Source organism: Azospirillum sp. BE72 (assembly GCF_031455875.1).
In the GTDB taxonomy this organism is placed as follows: domain Bacteria; phylum Pseudomonadota; class Alphaproteobacteria; order Azospirillales; family Azospirillaceae; genus Azospirillum.
In genome coordinates this window covers 289,749-305,894 of record NZ_JAVDTO010000004.1, presented here as the reverse complement: position 1 = coordinate 305,894, position 16,146 = coordinate 289,749, and the positions used below count along the sequence as shown (strand labels likewise).

Annotated in this window: 18 protein-coding genes; 10 read left to right on the top strand and 8 right to left on the bottom strand. The window is 68.0% G+C overall.

Annotated elements, in window-relative coordinates:
- Nucleotides 1-4 precede the first annotated feature (4 nt).
- The 4 genes from J2Y49_RS15800 to J2Y49_RS15785 form a co-directional block, all read right to left on the bottom strand.
- The gene (locus J2Y49_RS15800; RefSeq protein ID WP_310115817.1) at nt 5-895 is read right to left on the bottom strand and encodes a cell wall hydrolase; all 891 of its coding nucleotides are present in this window, start codon (nt 893-895) and stop codon (nt 5-7) included.
- Nucleotides 896-1,146: 251 nt separating this feature from the next.
- Nucleotides 1,147-1,323: a hypothetical protein gene (locus J2Y49_RS15795; protein ID WP_310115816.1), complete on the bottom strand. Its 177-nt coding sequence runs from the start codon at nt 1,321-1,323 to the stop codon at nt 1,147-1,149.
- 102 nt (nt 1,324-1,425) lie between these two features.
- On the bottom strand, nt 1,426-1,644 hold the full coding sequence (locus tag J2Y49_RS15790; RefSeq protein WP_310115815.1) for a hypothetical protein: 219 nt from the start codon (nt 1,642-1,644) through the stop codon (nt 1,426-1,428).
- A gap of 318 nt (nt 1,645-1,962) precedes the next feature.
- Nucleotides 1,963-2,748, bottom strand: a complete 786-nt coding sequence (locus tag J2Y49_RS15785) for an IclR family transcriptional regulator (protein ID WP_310115814.1) — start codon at nt 2,746-2,748, stop codon at nt 1,963-1,965.
- Nucleotides 2,749-2,890: 142 nt separating this feature from the next.
- Here J2Y49_RS15785 and J2Y49_RS15780 point away from each other — a divergent pair, with 142 nt between their 5' ends.
- The 8 genes from J2Y49_RS15780 (at nt 2,891) to J2Y49_RS15745 (ending at nt 11,721) form a co-directional block, all read left to right on the top strand.
- Nucleotides 2,891-4,465 (top strand): ABC transporter substrate-binding protein, encoded by a 1,575-nt coding sequence (locus tag J2Y49_RS15780; RefSeq protein WP_310115813.1) that lies wholly within the window; start codon nt 2,891-2,893, stop codon nt 4,463-4,465.
- Between the two features lie 205 nt (nt 4,466-4,670).
- Nucleotides 4,671-5,612 (top strand): ABC transporter permease, encoded by a 942-nt coding sequence (locus J2Y49_RS15775; protein WP_310115812.1) that lies wholly within the window; start codon nt 4,671-4,673, stop codon nt 5,610-5,612.
- 14 nt (nt 5,613-5,626) lie between these two features.
- The gene (locus tag J2Y49_RS15770; RefSeq protein WP_310115811.1) at nt 5,627-6,535 is read left to right on the top strand and encodes an ABC transporter permease; all 909 of its coding nucleotides are present in this window, start codon (nt 5,627-5,629) and stop codon (nt 6,533-6,535) included.
- A gap of 1 nt (nt 6,536) precedes the next feature.
- Nucleotides 6,537-8,141, top strand: a complete 1,605-nt coding sequence (locus J2Y49_RS15765; RefSeq protein WP_310115810.1) for a D-aminoacylase — start codon at nt 6,537-6,539, stop codon at nt 8,139-8,141.
- A 35-nt stretch (nt 8,142-8,176) separates the two neighbouring features.
- Nucleotides 8,177-8,560, top strand: coding sequence for a RidA family protein (locus tag J2Y49_RS15760; RefSeq protein ID WP_149224340.1), 384 nt, complete (start codon nt 8,177-8,179; stop codon nt 8,558-8,560).
- Nucleotides 8,561-8,639: 79 nt separating this feature from the next.
- Entirely contained in the window at nt 8,640-9,698 is a 1,059-nt protein-coding gene (locus J2Y49_RS15755) for an alanine racemase (protein WP_310115809.1), read from the top strand.
- A 20-nt stretch (nt 9,699-9,718) separates the two neighbouring features.
- A complete protein-coding gene (locus tag J2Y49_RS15750; RefSeq protein ID WP_310115808.1) occupies nt 9,719-10,723 on the top strand; it encodes an ABC transporter ATP-binding protein in 1,005 nt (334 codons plus the stop codon).
- On the top strand, nt 10,720-11,721 hold the full coding sequence (locus J2Y49_RS15745; RefSeq protein WP_310115807.1) for an oligopeptide/dipeptide ABC transporter ATP-binding protein: 1,002 nt from the start codon (nt 10,720-10,722) through the stop codon (nt 11,719-11,721). The genes J2Y49_RS15750 and J2Y49_RS15745 overlap by 4 nt, the downstream gene beginning before the upstream one ends.
- Nucleotides 11,722-11,763: 42 nt before the next feature.
- Here the strand turns inward: J2Y49_RS15745 and J2Y49_RS15740 are convergent, their stop codons facing one another.
- The gene (locus J2Y49_RS15740) at nt 11,764-12,228 is read right to left on the bottom strand and encodes an ester cyclase (RefSeq protein WP_310115806.1); all 465 of its coding nucleotides are present in this window, start codon (nt 12,226-12,228) and stop codon (nt 11,764-11,766) included.
- A 94-nt stretch (nt 12,229-12,322) separates the two neighbouring features.
- Here J2Y49_RS15740 and J2Y49_RS15735 point away from each other — a divergent pair, with 94 nt between their 5' ends.
- On the top strand, nt 12,323-13,240 hold the full coding sequence (locus J2Y49_RS15735) for a LysR family transcriptional regulator (RefSeq protein ID WP_310115805.1): 918 nt from the start codon (nt 12,323-12,325) through the stop codon (nt 13,238-13,240).
- Between the two features lie 105 nt (nt 13,241-13,345).
- Here J2Y49_RS15735 and J2Y49_RS15730 read toward each other — a convergent pair whose 3' ends face one another.
- Nucleotides 13,346-13,825 carry a VOC family protein gene (locus J2Y49_RS15730; RefSeq protein ID WP_310115804.1) on the bottom strand — a complete coding sequence of 160 codons (480 nt, stop codon included), beginning with the start codon at nt 13,823-13,825 and terminating at the stop codon, nt 13,346-13,348.
- A 301-nt stretch (nt 13,826-14,126) separates the two neighbouring features.
- Here J2Y49_RS15730 and J2Y49_RS15725 point away from each other — a divergent pair, with 301 nt between their 5' ends.
- A complete protein-coding gene (locus J2Y49_RS15725) occupies nt 14,127-14,552 on the top strand; it encodes a VOC family protein (RefSeq protein WP_310115803.1) in 426 nt (141 codons plus the stop codon).
- A gap of 36 nt (nt 14,553-14,588) precedes the next feature.
- Here the strand turns inward: J2Y49_RS15725 and J2Y49_RS15720 are convergent, their stop codons facing one another.
- Complete coding sequence (locus J2Y49_RS15720) at nt 14,589-15,026, bottom strand: CopD family protein (RefSeq protein ID WP_310115802.1); 438 nt, start codon at nt 15,024-15,026, stop codon at nt 14,589-14,591.
- A 30-nt stretch (nt 15,027-15,056) separates the two neighbouring features.
- A complete protein-coding gene (locus tag J2Y49_RS15715) occupies nt 15,057-16,007 on the bottom strand; it encodes a zinc-dependent alcohol dehydrogenase family protein (RefSeq protein ID WP_310115801.1) in 951 nt (316 codons plus the stop codon).
- Between the last annotated feature and the right edge of the window lie 139 nt (nt 16,008-16,146).

The following is a 16,146-nucleotide window of genomic DNA, read 5'->3' as shown; positions in this document are numbered from 1 at the left end:
CAGCTTATTCGCCGACCTCGGCCACCTGGGTTTCGGCCGGGCTGGTCCGCTCGGCCGGGGCGGGCGGATAGCGGTAGAAGGAATGGTCGCCGATGGAGGCGGTGCGCAGCCGCGCCTTTGCCCAGTCCGGCTTCTGGCGCCCGAGCGCCGCCTGGGTGGGCGGGCTGTAGAACAGCGAGGCGCGCGCGGTGGGATCGGGCATCTCGTCGTCGTTCAGGTTCCAGGCAAGGCCGCGGGCAAGGCGCAGCGCCTCCTGGTCGGGGGCGAGGCGCGGCTTCGGCCAGGACGGCATGCCGCCCGCCCGGATCACCTGCGCCTGACGGCGGATTTCCGCCAGGATGCGCCGGGCCTCCGCCCGGTTGGCGAGGCGGGGATCCTCCGCCACCTGTTGCGGCTCCGCCTGCTTGGCGCGGGATTTCGCCGATTTGACCAGTTTGCGGCGCTTCTCCGGCTCCACCTCCTGGGGTGGGGAGAAGGGTTCGAACTGGCCGGCGGCGACGACGACCCGGCAGGGCAGCGACGGCTGCGACGCCGATGCTGCCCGGTTGGCGACCACCCACATGACGGCGGCCATGGCGTCGGCGCCCTCGCCCCGCGCCTCGGCCCAGCCGGCCAGCGCCAGGCAGCGGCGCTCGCGCTCCGCCTGCCAGGGGGTCAGCATGTAGACCGAGGAGCCGATGACCACCGGCTGCTTCGGCCCGCCCCGCTTCGGCACGGTCCCCTTCGAATCGCCGATGAAGCGGGCGCAGCCGTCGTCACCGGGCCGGCAGACCGGCCGGTCGGCCTGGAAGCCGGAATTGATGAGAGCACCGATGTCAGCGCCGGTTTCCTGGGCGCCTGCGCCGACGGGAGCCAGGACGGTCGCGAACAGCAGGGCAAGGAGGGAGTGGCGCATCCCGGTCTCTCCGGTCTGGGGAAGGGGACTTCCTTCGACAGGAGGGACGGACCGCAAGTTCCGTGATTCGTCCACCTCTCTGATGGCTTAAGCCTGAGGGCGGCGGATGTAACCCGACGGAGTCCCGAATGGGTTTTCGTCGGCTTCGGGTGTCGGGTTCGGGCACATGCGAGCGGGCCGGCAAGCCCTCGGATCGCTCCGGCTTCCAGCCCGATCGGCAGAATGGGTGCTGTGGGGAAATGGCGGCGGCGTCAGCCGGGCTGGCGATCCTCGTCCGGTTTGCCGCCCTCGCCGGTCCAGTCGTCGGTCAGATAGTCCTGGGAGCGGCTGATCTCCTCGACCTCCGCGTGGGAGGGAGGTTTCGGCACCTGGTCCTGACCGGACTTGCGGTCGTCACTGTCGTCGGAGCCTTCAGGCTTGCGGGGCATCGGTTCCTCCTGGATCGCCGGGGACTTTCCGGAAAACAGGAGTTGGCCTGCAAGATCACGAAACGGAGGAGCGGTTGAAGGAAACCCGCTCCCCCGGCCATATCAATTGGCGGCGTCGGCCACCGTCACCGGCATGGTCCGCACCATTTCCAGGGCGACAGCGGCGCGGACTTCGTCGGCGGCCAGGACGGCGGGCGTGTTCACATTGGCGATTCCGGCGACGGCCGCGAACAGCAGGGCGCCGATGACGAAACGGACGATGGCGAACTTGGCGGCATATTCGGCGTTGGCGGCGGCGAATTGGGCTTCATACGAGGTCATGATGATCTTCCTTCAATGTCGGTTTGGAACTCCGGCGGCCGATGCAGCGGCCTGTTGAGGAAGATATTGGCACAATCACGCCACCGCAAAAGCGGAGACATCACATCCCTGCACTCGTCATTTCGCATCGCAGCATAGCGCTGTGAAAGACGTCATACGGAGTTTTTCTTGTGGTCTCCGCATCTTTCGCAGCGCTCTACAGAGCTTTATGGGGGATTTCGCAGCGCTATTACTGGCTGCTGTCTGTCCAGATTAAAGACATGTGGGTTGGATCGTGTCAATGGCAACCGCCGATGCGCCGAATTGGCGCAACCGCGGTCAGCGCCCCGGCGACAGCCGCTCGGCACTGGCCTTCAGCGTTTCGATCATCGCCTGCTGCGCCTCTTCCGTCGTGTCGGCCGGGACGACGAAGCAGATGGTGGCGATGCAGCGGCCGGCCGGATCGCGGACCGGGGCGGCAAGGCAGGTGGTGAATCGGTCGACCAGCGCGGTGGTGCGGACATAGCCCTGGTTGCGGGCGCGGCGGATGTCCTCGATGAACTCGTCCTCGGCGATGCGGCGGCCATCGGGCAGGATGAAGTCTTCGGACGGAATGAAGCGCAGGATCTCGTCGGCGGCCATGTGGTCGACCAGCAGCCGGCCGGACGCCGTCCAGGGGATCGGCACCTTGATGCCGATCTCGGAGCTGATGCGGAACATGCGCCGGCCGGGTTCATTCAGCACGACCAGATACTTGTCACCTTCCAGCGTACAGAACTGCGCCGTCTCCCCCACTGTCTCGGCGATGTGGGCGACCTCCACCCGCGCCTTGCGGATCAGGTCGACGCTGTCGAGGTAATCGCTGCCGTAGTAATGCATCGCCGGCCCGAAATAGACCGTGCCCTCGCCGTCGCGCAGTTCCAGCCAGCGCGCCTCGACCAGCGTGTTGACCAGTTCGTACATGGTGGAGCGCGGGGTGCCGGTGTCGCGCGCGATGTCGGCGATGCGCGTCGGGGCGCGCCGGCTGTGCAGATGCTCCATCAGCGCGATGACGCGGTCGATGCCGCGGGCACGGCCCGTCGACTTCTCTTCCACCTGCTTCTCCGCCACGCCGTTGCTCTTCATCTGATCCACGCTCCTGTCATCCGACAACCGATTAGCACGCGGATTTTCAGCTTGCCAGCGTTGTTTGTCCGATATACCGTTCGCTTGTCTGGAATACAAGACCGATGTCCGATATTTCGGACGAACGGTCGGGGAGGCAGAAATGACAGGGATCACGCGACGTCTGTTCAACACCGCCCTCGGCACGACGCTGGTCGCCGGCGGGCTTTCCTCTGGAATCCTGGGAAGCTGGGCCACACCGGCGCAGGCCCAGCAGGGCGGCGCCTCGGTCGTCACGGTTGCCACCATCGGCGAGCCGCCGACGCTGGACCCGGTCGGCACCACGTCCGACCTCGTCAGCATCATCACCCAGCACATGTTCGAGACGCTGTTCACCTTCGACGGCGACTGGAAGCTGGCCCCGCTGGTGGCGTCGGCCCTGCCGCAGGTGTCGGCGGACGGCAGGACCTACACCATCCCGCTGCGCAGCGGCGTCACCTTCCACGACGGCAGCACCGTCACGGCCGACGACGTGGTCGCCTCGCTCGACCATTGGACCAAGGCCTCGCCGCGCGGCAAGACCGTCGCCCCGCTGGTGGAGAGCATCACCGCCAAGGGTGCGGACGCCGTCGTCATCGCGCTGAAGGAACCCTTCGCGCCGCTGACCGCGTTGCTGGCGATGAACAACGGCGCCGCCGCCATCGTGCCGAAATCGGTGATCGACGGGCCGGGCGCCTTGAAGTCGCTGATCGGCACCGGCCCCTACAAGCTGCTGGAGCACAAGCCCGACCAGTATATCCGGCTGGTGCGCCACGACGGCTACGCGTCTCCCGCCGGCACGCCCAGCGGCTATGCCGGCAGCCGAAAGGCCGTCATCGGCGAGGTCCGTTTCGTCCCCGTGCCGAACGCCGCCACACGCGTTTCAGGCGTGCTGGCCGGCCAGTACCAGTTCGCCGACAGCCTGCCGGCGGAAACCCTGCCGCGCATCAAGGACGCCGCCGGCGTCAAGCCGGTGATCGTCAAGCCCTTCGGCTTCCCGCTGATGATCATGAACACCAAGACCGGCGTGATGGCGAACCCGAAGGTGCGTCAGGCGGTGCTGGCGGCTCTGGAGCCGAACGACATGCTGCTGGCGGGCTTGGGCGATCCCGCCTTCGTCCAGGCGGAAGGATCGATCTACGCCCAGGGCACACCCTATTTCGATGCGGCCAGCGCCAAGCCCTACAGCGACCATGCCGCCGGCAAGGCGGCGGACCTGCTGAAGGCCGCCGGCTACAAGGGCGAGCCGATCCGCATCATGACCTCGGTGCAGTACGAGTTCCTGTACAAGATGAGCATGGTGGCGCAGGCCCAGTTGGAAATGGCCGGCTTCAAGGTCGACCTGCAGGTGCTGGACTGGGCAACCCTGCTGCAGCGGCGCGGCGACGACAAGGGGTGGGACGCCTTCTTCACCTACCACACCTTCGTGCCGGAACCGTCGCTGATCACGGTGCTGAACCCCAGCTATCCCGGCTGGTGGGACAGCCCGGCAAAGCGCGAGGCGCTCGCCGCCTTCAACCGCGAGATGGACCCGGCGGCCCGCAAGGCGAAATGGGTGACGCTGCAGACGCTGTTCTACAGCGAGGTGCCCAGCGTGAAGGTCGGCGAGTTCTACAACCTCGCCGCCAGCAGCGACAAGCTGACCGGCTACACGCCGACGCCCTGGCCGTTCTTCTGGAACACCGAACTGAAGGGCTGAGGGCGGCTGAAAGCTCCCTCTCCCGCCCCGGGAGAGGGAAGGGGCCCGCCGCGAAGCGGTGGGAAGGGTGAGGGGTGGCGCAAGGAACCATGCGCTTTCGGCTTCTTGGATTCCCCCTCACCCTCCCCGCCTTCGGCGGGTCCCCTCCCTCTCCCGGGACGGGAGAGGGCGATTGGATGTCTCCCCTCAGTCCGGGACCGCAACCATGCTCGTTTACATCGTCCGCCGGTTCGCCGGCATGATGGTCGTCATGCTGCTCGTCGCCATGGTGGTCTTCGTGATCGCCCGCGTGGTGCCGGGCGATCCCGCCGCCGTCATGTTGGGGTCCTCCGCCACGCCGGAGGACATCGCGGCGCTGCGCGGCCGGCTGGGGCTCGACGAACCGCTGCTGACGCAGTTCCTGCTCTATCTCGGCCAGATCATCCGCTTCGACCTTGGCGAGTCCATCTTCCTCAACCGCCCGGTGGCACAGGCGCTGGCCGAACGGTCGGAGCTGACGGCGCTCTTGACGATGATGTCGGTGGGGATCGCCATGCTGATCGGTGTGCCCATCGGCATCCTGTCGGCGGCCAAGCGCGGCGGGCTGATCGACCAGACCGCGGTCGGGCTGGCCATGCTGGCGGCGAGCATTCCCAGCTTCTGGATCGGGCTGACGCTGATCAAGTATCTGGCGGTCGACCATGCCTGGTTCCCGGTCGCCGGCTATGGTCCGCCCGAAGCCGACCTGATGGAACGCATGCGCCATCTGGTGCTGCCGGCCATCGCGCTCGGCATTCCGAACTCGGCGCTGATCCTGCGCTTCACCCGCACCAGCATGCTGGACGTGATGAGCAACGATTACGTCCGCACGGCGCGGGCCAAGGGGTTGCCGCCGCTGGTCGTGGTGCTGAAGCATGCGTTGCGCAACGCGATGATCCCGATCCTGACGGTGATCGGCCTGACCACCGCAGTGATGATCGCCGGCGCCATCGTGACGGAAACCGTGTTCGGCCTGCCCGGCGTCGGCAACCTGATCGTTTCTGCCGTGCTGCGCCGCGATTATCCGGTGATCCAGGGCGCCCTGCTGGTGGTGTCCGCCATCTATGTGCTGATCAACCTGACGGTCGACCTGCTCTATGCCGTGGTCGATCCGCGGGTCCGTTATTGAGAGGGAGGGTTTCCATGGCAAGCGTCCCCGCCGGTCACGGCAACGTCCCCCTTCCCTCCAACACCAAGTCTCACCGCAGCCGCTCGCCGGCCGCCCTGCTGATGCGCCAGCTGTTCCGGCGCCGGCTGGTGGTGCTGTCCTTCCTGATCATGGCAGCGATCCTGGCGGTGGCGCTGCTGGCGCCGTGGATCACGCCGTTCAACCCGATGAAGATGGACATCCTCGGCCGTCTGAAGGCGCCATCGGCTGTCCACTGGTTCGGCACCGACGAGTATGGCCGCGACGTGCTGTCCCGCGTGATGCTGGGCGCCCGGCTGTCGCTGCTGGTTGGGCTTCTGGTCGTGGTGGTGGCGACGCTGATGGGCACGCTGCTGGGGCTGGCCGCCGGCTATATCCGGCCGCTGGACGGCGTGCTGATGCGGCTGACCGACGCGCTGATGGCCTTCCCGGACATCCTGCTGGCCATCGCCTTCATGGCGGCGCTGGGGCCGTCGCTCTACAACGTCGTGCTGGCGCTCGGCATCGTCTACACGCCGCGGGTCGCCCGCGTGGTGCGTGCCGCCTGCCTTGTGGTGCGCGAGATGCCCTTCATCGAGGCGGCGACGGCGCTCGGCGCCTCCACCCCGCGCATCGTCTTCCTGCATATCCTGCCCAACCTTATCTCGCCAATCCTGGTGCAGGCGACCTTCATCTTCGCCTACGCCATCCTGACGGAGGCGGCGCTGTCCTTCCTCGGCGTCGGCGTTCCGCCGACCACCCCGACATGGGGCAACATGATCGCCGGTGCCCAGCAGTATTTCCAGCAGGCCGACTGGCTGATCCTGTTCCCCGGCTGCGCCATCGTCCTGACCGTGCTGTCGTTGCAGATCGTCGGCGACGGGCTGCGCGATGCGCTCGACCCCCGGCTCCAGAAGGCGAAGTGAGATGAGCGCATCCCTCCTCATCAAGGGCGCCCGCGTCATCGACGGCACCGGCGCCCCCTGGTTCCCGGCCGACGTGCTGGTGGAACGCGGTCGCATCGCCGCAATCGGCCCGATGCTGGACGCGCCGGACGCCGAACCGCTGGAGGCGCAGGGCCGCTTCCTCGCCCCCGGCTTCATCGACGCCCATTGCCATGACGACCTGATCCAGCTGCGCCAGCCTGGCCGGCCGGAAAAGGTGGCGCAAGGCGTCACCACCGTGGTGGTCGGCAACTGCTCCTTCGGCCTCTACCCGCAGAGCCCGGAAAGCGGCGCCCCCCTGCGCGAGCATTTCGGCAACCTGCTGGGCACAGTGACGGAACAGGAGACCTTCGCCGACTTCGCCGGCTACCGCGCGGCGCTCGACGGGCGCGGCACCGCCATCAACCTCGTCTCACTGGTCGGGCACGCCGCGCTGCGGCTCGCCGTCATGGGCTGGCAGAACCGCGCCGCCACCGCCGACGAGCGCGAGGCGATGGCCGCCCTGCTGGCCGAGCAGCTTCGCCAGGGCGCGCACGGCCTGTCGCTCGGCCTCGTCTATCCGCCCAGCGCTTGGGCCGACCGCGCCGAACTGGTGCGGCTGGTGGAGGTGGTGGCCGCGCATGGCGCCCTGCTGACCGCCCATGTCCGCTCCTACGAGGGCGGGCTGATCGCCTCGGTGGACGAGTTCCTCGATTTGCTGAAGGCCGGCGGGGCGAGCGGCCTGCTGTCCCACCTGCAGGCCGCCGGAAAGCCCTATTGGGGCAGCCTGCCGCGGGCGGTGGAGCGGCTGGAGATCGCCCGCAAGGGCGGCACCGACGTCAGCTTCGACATGTATCCCTACCCGGCCGGGTCCAGCACCATCCTGCAACTGCTGCCGCCCTCGGCGCTGTCGGGCGGGGTGGAGGCGCTGCTGGCGCGCATGGCCGATGCCGACGGGCTGGCGGCGCTGCGCCGGGCGGTCGAGGACGGAGAAGCCCCCGGCGACACCGGCTGGGAATCCAAGATCCGCCTGATCGGCTGGGAGAATGTCCGCATCGGCGGCGTTTCGGCCGTCGACCTGCGCGCGTTGGAAGGGCTGTCGCTGGCCGAGATCGCCGAGGTAGCGAAGGAGCAGCCCTTCGACACGCTGGTCCGGCTGATCCGCGCCGACCGAGGCCGCACCAACATCGTCATGTTCCAGCTGGCCGAGGCCGATCTGGAAACCGCGCTGTCGCACCCCCTGCACATGCTGGGATCGGACGGCTTGCCGCGCGAGACCGGCAAGCCGCACCCCCGCGCCTTCGGCAGCTTCCCGCGCTATCTCGCCCGCGCGATCAAGGGCGAGGGCGGGCTGGGGCTGGAGGATACCGTGCGCCATATGACCGCCGTCCCGGCCCAGCGTTTCGGCCTGTCCGACCGCGGGCTGATCCGTCCGGGCATGGTGGCCGACCTGACCCTGTTCACCGCCGACGTGGCGGACCGCGCGACCTTCCAGGAGCCGACGCGCCCGCCCCACGGCATCACCGACGTGCTCGTCGCCGGACAGTTCGTCCTGCGCGACGGCGGGCACACCGGCGCGCGTCCGGGCAAGGCCCTGGCCCGCGCCTGACACATTTTCAAAGTTTCCATACCAGTGAGGACCGAATGACCAACCGCAAGCCGATCTTCGCCGAAAAGGGTGCGAAGCCCGCCGGCCAGTACAGCCACGCGATCGTCGCGAACGGCTTCGTCTATGTGTCGGGCCAGGGGCCGCACCATCCGGAGACCGGCGCGCTGCCCGAGGATTTCGCCGGCGAGGTGCGCCAGACCCTGCGCAACCTGGAGATCATCCTGAAGGCCGCCGGCACCGACCTTGCCCATGTGGTGAAGGTCAACAGCTACCTCAGCGACCTCGGCCGCTTCCAGGAATACAACGCGCTCTATTCGGAGTTCTTCCCGACCGAGCCGCCCGCCCGCACCACCATCGGCTGCCAACTGAACAACATCCAGGTCGAAATCGACTGCATCGCGGTCCTGCCGACGGCGTAACATTGAGTACAACGCCGATCCCGCCGCTTTCATGGCAGGGATCGGCCCTTTCCCCGAATTCGTGTTCCGGAGCGGTCCCATGCGCGTCGACGAACTCGACACCCCCGTCCCCGTCATCGACCTCGACCGGGTCGAGCATAACCTGACCAAGATGCAGGAATACTGCGACCGGCACGGGTTGGCGCTGCGCCCGCACATCAAGACCCACAAGCTTCCCCAATTCGCGCTGCGCCAGATCGAACTGGGCGCCGTCGGCATCACCTGCCAGAAGATCAGCGAGGCGCTGGTGATGGCCGAGGCCGGCTGCGCCGACATCCTGCTGACCTACCCCATCGTCGGCGCCGCCAAGGTGAAGCCGCTGGCAGACCTCGCCGGCAAGACCAGGCTGACGGTCGCGCTCGACAACGCCGTGGCGCTCGACACCGTGGCGGCCGCCGCGGCCGAAGCCGGCGTCGAGATCGGCATCCTGGTGGAGTTTGACAGCGGCGACGGCCGTTGCGGCGTGCAGACGCCCGACGAGGTGCTGACGCTCGCCCGCCGCGCCGCCGGCAACGGCCTGATCCGCTTCCGCGGCCTGATGACCTACCCGCGCGGCCCCCGCACCGTGCCCTTCGTCGCCGAGACCCGCACCCTGCTGGACGACGCCGGCATCGCGGTGGAAACGGTGTCGGTCGGCGGCACCCCCGGCTGCTGGGACACCCACGAGCTTCCCGGCGTGACCGAGCTGCGCGTCGGCACCTACATCTACCACGACCGCGCCACCGTCGGCGCCGGGGTGGCGACGCTGGACGAATGCGCCGTGCAAGTACAGGCCACCGTGGTCAGCCGCCCCACCCCCGACCGCGCCGTGCTGGATTGCGGCAGCAAGACCCTGTCGAGCGACCGCGTCGCCCCGTCGGTGGGGGAAGGTTACGGCCTGATCCTCGACTACCCCGACGCGGTGATCGTCCGCGTCAACGAGGAGCATGCGGTGGTCGACCTTACCAACAGCGAGGCGAAGCCGGAGATCGGCGACCGCGTGCGCATCCTGCCCAACCATGTCTGCGTGGTGACCAACCTGCACGACCGCATGGCGATCAGCCGCAACGGCGAGGTCGTCGGCGACTGGCCGGTGCCGGCGCGCGGCTGCACTCGCTGACCCCAACCCTGGATCCGGCCATGGACGCTGACCTCACGCTCGACATCCGCAACCTGCAAACCCACTTCACCGCCGATCCCGGCGTGTCGAAGGCGGTGGACGGCGTGTCCTTCGCCGTGCGCCGCAACGAGACGCTGGCCGTCGTCGGCGAATCCGGCAGCGGCAAGTCGGTGACAAGCCTGTCGGCGATGCGGCTGATCCCGTCGCCGCCGGGCATCATCGCCGGCGGCGAGATCCTGTTCCGCGGCCGCGACGGGCAGGTGCGCGACCTCGCCCGCCTCAGCGAGCGCGCGATGCGCAGCGTCCGCGGCAACGAGATCGGCATGATCTTCCAGGAACCGATGACCTCGCTGAACCCGGTCTACACCGTCGGCGACCAGATCGGCGAGGCGCTGCGCTACCACCAGGGGCTCGACCGCCGGGCGGCGCGGGCGGAGGCGCTGGCCATGCTGAAGAAGGTCGGCATCCCGGCGGCAGAGCGGCGGCTGGACGAGTATCCGCACCAGATGTCGGGCGGCATGCGCCAGCGCGTGATGATCGCCATGGCGCTGGCCTGCCGCCCCACCCTGCTGATCGCCGACGAGCCGACCACCGCGCTGGACGTGACCATCCAGGCGCAGATCCTCGACCTGATGCGGCGGCTTCAGGAGGAAACCGGCACCTCGATCCTCTTCATCACCCACAATCTGGGCGTGGTGGCCGAAGTGGCGCACCGGGTGGTGGTGATGTATGCCGGCCGCATCGTCGAGGAAGGCGATGTCCGCTCGCTGCTGAAATCGCCCAGGCACCCCTACACCCGCGGGCTGCTGGCCTGCATGCCGCACCTGGGACAGCGCCGCGGCGACGGCGGCCGGCTCTACGCCATCCCCGGCAGCGTGCCGAGCCCGCTGAACCGCCCGGCCGGCTGCACCTTCGCCCCGCGCTGCGCGCTGGCCGAACCCGCTTGCACCGCCGCCGAACCCGTTCTGGAGCCTGTCGGCCCCGACCATTCCGCCCGCTGCCGCCGCTGGAGAGACGTGCAATGAGCATCGATACCGTGTCCGAACAGCCCCTGCTGAGCGTCCGCAATCTGGAAAAGCGCTTTCCTGTGCGTGGCGGGCTGCTGCAACGGCCGGTCGGCTGGGTGAAGGCGGTGGACGACCTGTCCTTCGACCTGAACCGCGGCGAGGTGCTGGGGCTGGTCGGCGAGTCCGGATCGGGCAAAACCACAGCCGGGCGCAGCATCCTGCGGCTGATCGAGCCGACCGGCGGCTCCATCCGCTTCAACGGGCAGGAGATCACCGGCCTGGGCACGGCCGAGATGCGGGCGCAGCGCCGCCGCATGCAGATCGTCTTCCAGGACCCCTATGCCAGCCTCGACCCGCGCCAGCGCGTGCGCGAGGTGATCGGCGAGGCTCTGACGATCCACAACATCGGTAGCCGTGCCGACCGCCGCGACCGCGTGGCGGCGCTGCTGGAGAAGGTCGGCCTGAGCGCCGACGCCATGGATCGTTTCCCGCACGAGTTCTCCGGCGGCCAGCGCCAGCGCATCGGCATCGCCCGCGCGCTGGCGGTGGAACCCGACTTCATCGTCGCGGACGAGCCGGTGTCGGCGCTCGACGTCTCGGTGCAGGCGCAGGTGGTGAATCTGCTGGGCGACCTGCAGCGCGAGCTGGGGCTGGCGGTGCTGTTCATCGCCCACGATCTGGCGGTGGTGCGCTACATCAGCGACCGGGTGGCGGTGATGTATCTCGGCCGCCTGATGGAGATCGCGCCGAGCGACAGCCTCTACGAGCGCCCGCGCCACCCCTACACCATGGCCCTGCTGTCCGCCGCCCCCGACCCGGACCCCGACGCGCCGAAGTCCCGCATGCTGCTGGACGGCGACGTGCCAAGCCCGATGAACCCGCCGTCGGGCTGCGTCTTCCGCACCCGCTGCCCCTTCGCCCTGCCCGCCTGTGCGGAGCCGGAAGCCCGGGCGCTGCGCGAGGTGGCGCCGGGGCATTCGGTGGCGTGCATCCGGGATGATGTGGGGGTCAGGTGAGGGACTGTTTTGCACCAGCAGCGGACAGTCGGACGGCTTTCATCAAGCATTATCCTGCGTCAGGACAGGACGGGCTCCGATCTGGTTCATCCAGCCGAACCAGTCTTCGAGGTGCCATGTATGGGTCAGTTTGCCGTTGGAGATCCGGTGAAATTCATGGATCGCAATCCGAAAGGACCTGCCGGTCGGAGCGATCCCGAACCAGTCGCCGCTGTGCGTTCCGGTGATCTCGGCGCGCACGGCGGCGCGGCCGGGTGCGCCGATGATCTCCAGGATCTCGATGTTCGTATCCGGGAATGCTGCACGGATTGAGCGGATCAGCGGCTTCATCCCCTCGCGCCCCGGCTGCTGGCCAGGATTGAGTGGGATGTCCTGCCAATCCACGGTCACGGCCTCATCGAGAAGGTCGGGGTTTCCTTCGTTGAAGGCGCGGTAGAGCGTCTCGATTGCACCCCGTTCCGCCGGTGTGAGGCCGGTTTCGTCCAGCATGTCGGTCGTCGGTGACATCGTAACTTCTCCTTTCTGCAATGCGATGAGAGGACGTTACCCGACGCCACTTCATGTTTGAAATCGATCTTAGATATGTGACATCATCCATGCCATGGATTTACATGGCATCGACCTGAATCTGCTCGTCGCGTTCGACGCCCTGATGGCCGAACGCAGCGTAACGCGGGCCGGGACGCGCATCGGCCGCACCCAGCCAGCAATGAGCGCCGCCCTGGCACGTTTGCGCGGGCTGCTGAAAGACGAACTGTTCGTCCGCGGACCGAGCGGACTGCAGCCGACGCCGCTGGCGCTCGACTTGGCAGAGCCGATCACCCATGCCCTTGCAGAAATCCAACGGGCGCTGGAGTTCACACAGACCTTCGAGCCGGCAAGCACGACAGCCAGCTTCAGCCTTGGCCTGTCGGAACACCCAACCTTCGCCCTGCTGCCGACATTGCTTGAGGTGTTGCGCGAACAGGCTCCCGGCATCACGTTGCGCATCCGAAATTTCGTTGCGCGGGACGACGCCATCGGCATGTTGGACGCGGGGGAAGTCGATCTGACGGTGGGCGTGCCATCGACTCCCGCCGTCAGGATTCTCAGCCGACCATTGTTCGAGGAGCATTTCGTCTGCGTCGTTCGCAAGGACCACCCGACCCTGCGCCCGCCACTCCGGCTCGACAATTTTCTAGAGCACTCGCACCTTCTGGTATCGCCGGAGAATGACCACTATGGGGTGGTCGATGCGGCGTTGGCCAAGCGGGGCTTGAAGCGCCGGCTGGCGTTGACGCTGCCGCACCTGTACGCCGCTCCGGTCCTTGTGGCCCAATCGGATATGGTCGCAACATTGATGGAAGGCGTGGTTGCCGCGTCGGGCCATGCGGAGCGGCTGTGCATCATGCCAGCCCCGCTGGAACTGCCGTCAATCCCCTTCGTTATGTCCTGGCACCGCCGCAATGACGTCCATCCGGCACAGCGGTGGTTCCGCGATCTGCTGGCGGCGATCCCGGTCCGCGCCGGTCTCTGCTAGGCGGCGCAGTGGAACTGATGAGAACTCACTTGGCAATACCGAGGCATCCAACATCCGCTTCAGGTCACCAGCCGACACACCTCCACCACATTCCCCCAATTTCCCTCACCCCCTCCGAGCCGCCTCAATCGCCGCCACGTCGATCTTCGTCATCCCCATCATCGCCTCGAACGCCCGCTTGGCCTCCTCTCCACCCGCCGCCAGCGCATCGGTCAGCACGCGGGGCGTGATCTGCCAGGAGATCCCCCAGCGGTCCTTGCACCAGCCGCAGGCGCTCTCCTGGCCGCCGTTGCCGACGATGGCGGTCCAATAGCGGTCGGTCTCCTCCTGGTCGTCGGTGGCGATCTGGAACGAGAAGGCCTCGCTGTGGGTAAAGGCCGGGCCGCCGTTCAGGCCGAGGCAGGGGAGGCCGGCGACGGTAAACTCGACCGTCAGAACGTCGCCCGCCTTGCCGGACGGGTAGTCGGCGGGGGCGCGGTGGACGGCGGTCACCGCGCTGTCGGGGAAGGTCGCGGCGTAGAAGCGGGCGGCGGACTCGGCGTCCTTGTCGAACCAGAGGCAGATCGTGGTCTTGGCGACGGCCATGGCTTGTCCTTTCGCGCTGAAACCGACTCCCCGGCTTGGGGCCGCGTGCTGCTCACTCAGCTTTTACCACCATACATGTCACGCTGGCGATAGCTCCGGCGATGGCGTCGAAGGGCGCCGGTCTTGACCGCCCTTGGCCCGGAGGATAGCGTTGGACCGTCTGAAACAGGTTAGGCTCGGGACGGTTGGCCCGGCCCCCGCCATGCGGGTCCTTCCGTTGCCAGGGTAACGGCCCAACGGCGACGGCCCAAGACTATCAGGGTGCGTGCATGATGCAGGCGCCGATAGCAGGGGTATGGACATGAAACCGAGAATTTCCGTTCTGACGCTGGGCGTCGCCGACCTCGACCGGGCGCTTGCCTTCTATCGTGACGGCCTCGGGCTGCCCAGCGACGGCATCATCGGGCGCGAGTTCGACCATGGCGCGGTCGCCTTCTTCGATCTGTCCGGCGGGCTGAAGCTGGCGATCTGGGCGCAGGACGACATCTGCCACGACACCGGCCTGGCCAAAACTCCCGTCAGTTCCACCGCCGTCACCATCGGGCACAATGTCGCGCGCAAGAGCGAGGTGGACGAGGTGATGGAGGCCGCAGAACGCGCCGGCGCCGATATCGTCAAGACCGCGCAGGACACCTTCTATGGCGGCTATGCCGGCTATTTCCGGGATCCGGACGGGCATCTGTGGGAGGTTGTCTGGAACCCCCATCTGCTGCCTGCCGATGACTGACCGAACTCGGGGGAGGCCGGTCCCTTGGGCTTCGGCTCAATAGGGCTTCACCACCACCAGCGTCACGATGACGATGACCCCGGCGATCACCAGCAGCGGGGAGAAGCGCAGCAGCGGCGAGACCGGGCGGACACCCGATGCGGGAGCCGGTTCCGCCAGTCGGCGCAGTCCGGCGGCGAGCGTGCCGTGCAGGGCGGATAGGACGACGACGATGGCGACCTTCGCCACCAGCCACGGCTCCAGGCCCCAGCCGCCCAACAGCACCAGCGTCAGGCCGAGAATCCAGGCGAGCCCCATCGCCGGGGAGGTCACGCGGCGGTCCCACCGCGATGCCGCGCGCAAGATGCGGGCCGGTCCCTCCTCGGCGGCGGTCGTGGAATCCAGGGCGCTGATCAGGATGGCGGCGACGGACATCCCCGCGATCCACACCGTCACCGCGGCGACGTGCAGCCCGATAAGCCAGATGTAATCCAAGGACCGTCCCTCAAGAGCCTCGCCTGACCGTCAGGCACCCACTTGCAGGATGATCTTACCGCGGCCGTGGCCGGAATCGAGCCGTTCATGCGCCTTGCCGACCTGCTCCAGCGGCAGGACGGCGTCGACGATCACCTTGGCCTGCCCGCGTTCGAACAGCGGTGCCATCTCGCGCAGGCGGGCGCCCTCGCGGGTCAGGAAGGTGCCGTAGAGGGTCTGGTTCTTCACATAGAGCGCAGTCAGGTCGCCGGTCGGCGGCAGGATGGTGGCGATACGGCCGAAGGGGCGGGTCACCTGCGTGCTCATCGGCACATTGCCGCCGGCGGTGTCGAAGGCGGCGTCCACCCCCGCCCCGCCCGCCTCGCGCAGGATCTGGTCCACCACGTCGGTGTCGCGGTAGTCGAGCGTCACGTCGGCGCCGAGGTCGCGCATCGCCTCGTGGTTGGCCTTGCTGGCGGTGGCGAGCACGCGGGCGCCGGCCGCCTTGGCGAACTGGATGGCGAAGCTGCCGACGCCGCCGGCCCCACCATGGATCAGCACCGTCTCGCCCGGCCGCACCGCCAGACGGCGGACGATGGCCTCCCACGCCGTACCGCCGGCCAGCGGGATGCCCGCCGCCTCAACATGGCTGAGGCCGGGCGGCTTGTGCGCGACGATGGACGCGGCGGCGACGGTGTATTCGGCATAGCTGCCGTTGGGATTGCCGAAGATCTCCGGGGTGTAGAACACCTCGTCGCCGGCCTTGAAGCCGGTCACGCCGGGGCCGACCTCCTCAACCACGCCGGAGACGTCGTAACCCAGCACCGCCGGGAAGGGGATGCCAGCCCACCTTCCGGCCTGACGGATCTTGGCGTCCACCGGGTTGGTGCCCGACGCCACCACCCGGACCAGCAGCTCGCCCGGCCCCGCGACCGGACGCGGCCGGTCCTGCAGTTCGAACACGTCGGGACCGCCGAACCGCGAAATAACCATCGCACGCATGCCGTCATCCTCCGTTCCGGGCGTTGCACTGTAGAAGCAGCAACGTGGCAAGCGGGCTACCGCCTGTCCAGCGGGGGAAAGGGGAATGCACGGCGTGGCTTTGGTCGGGGCCGGGAGTGCGCGATGCTTGAAGGTCCTC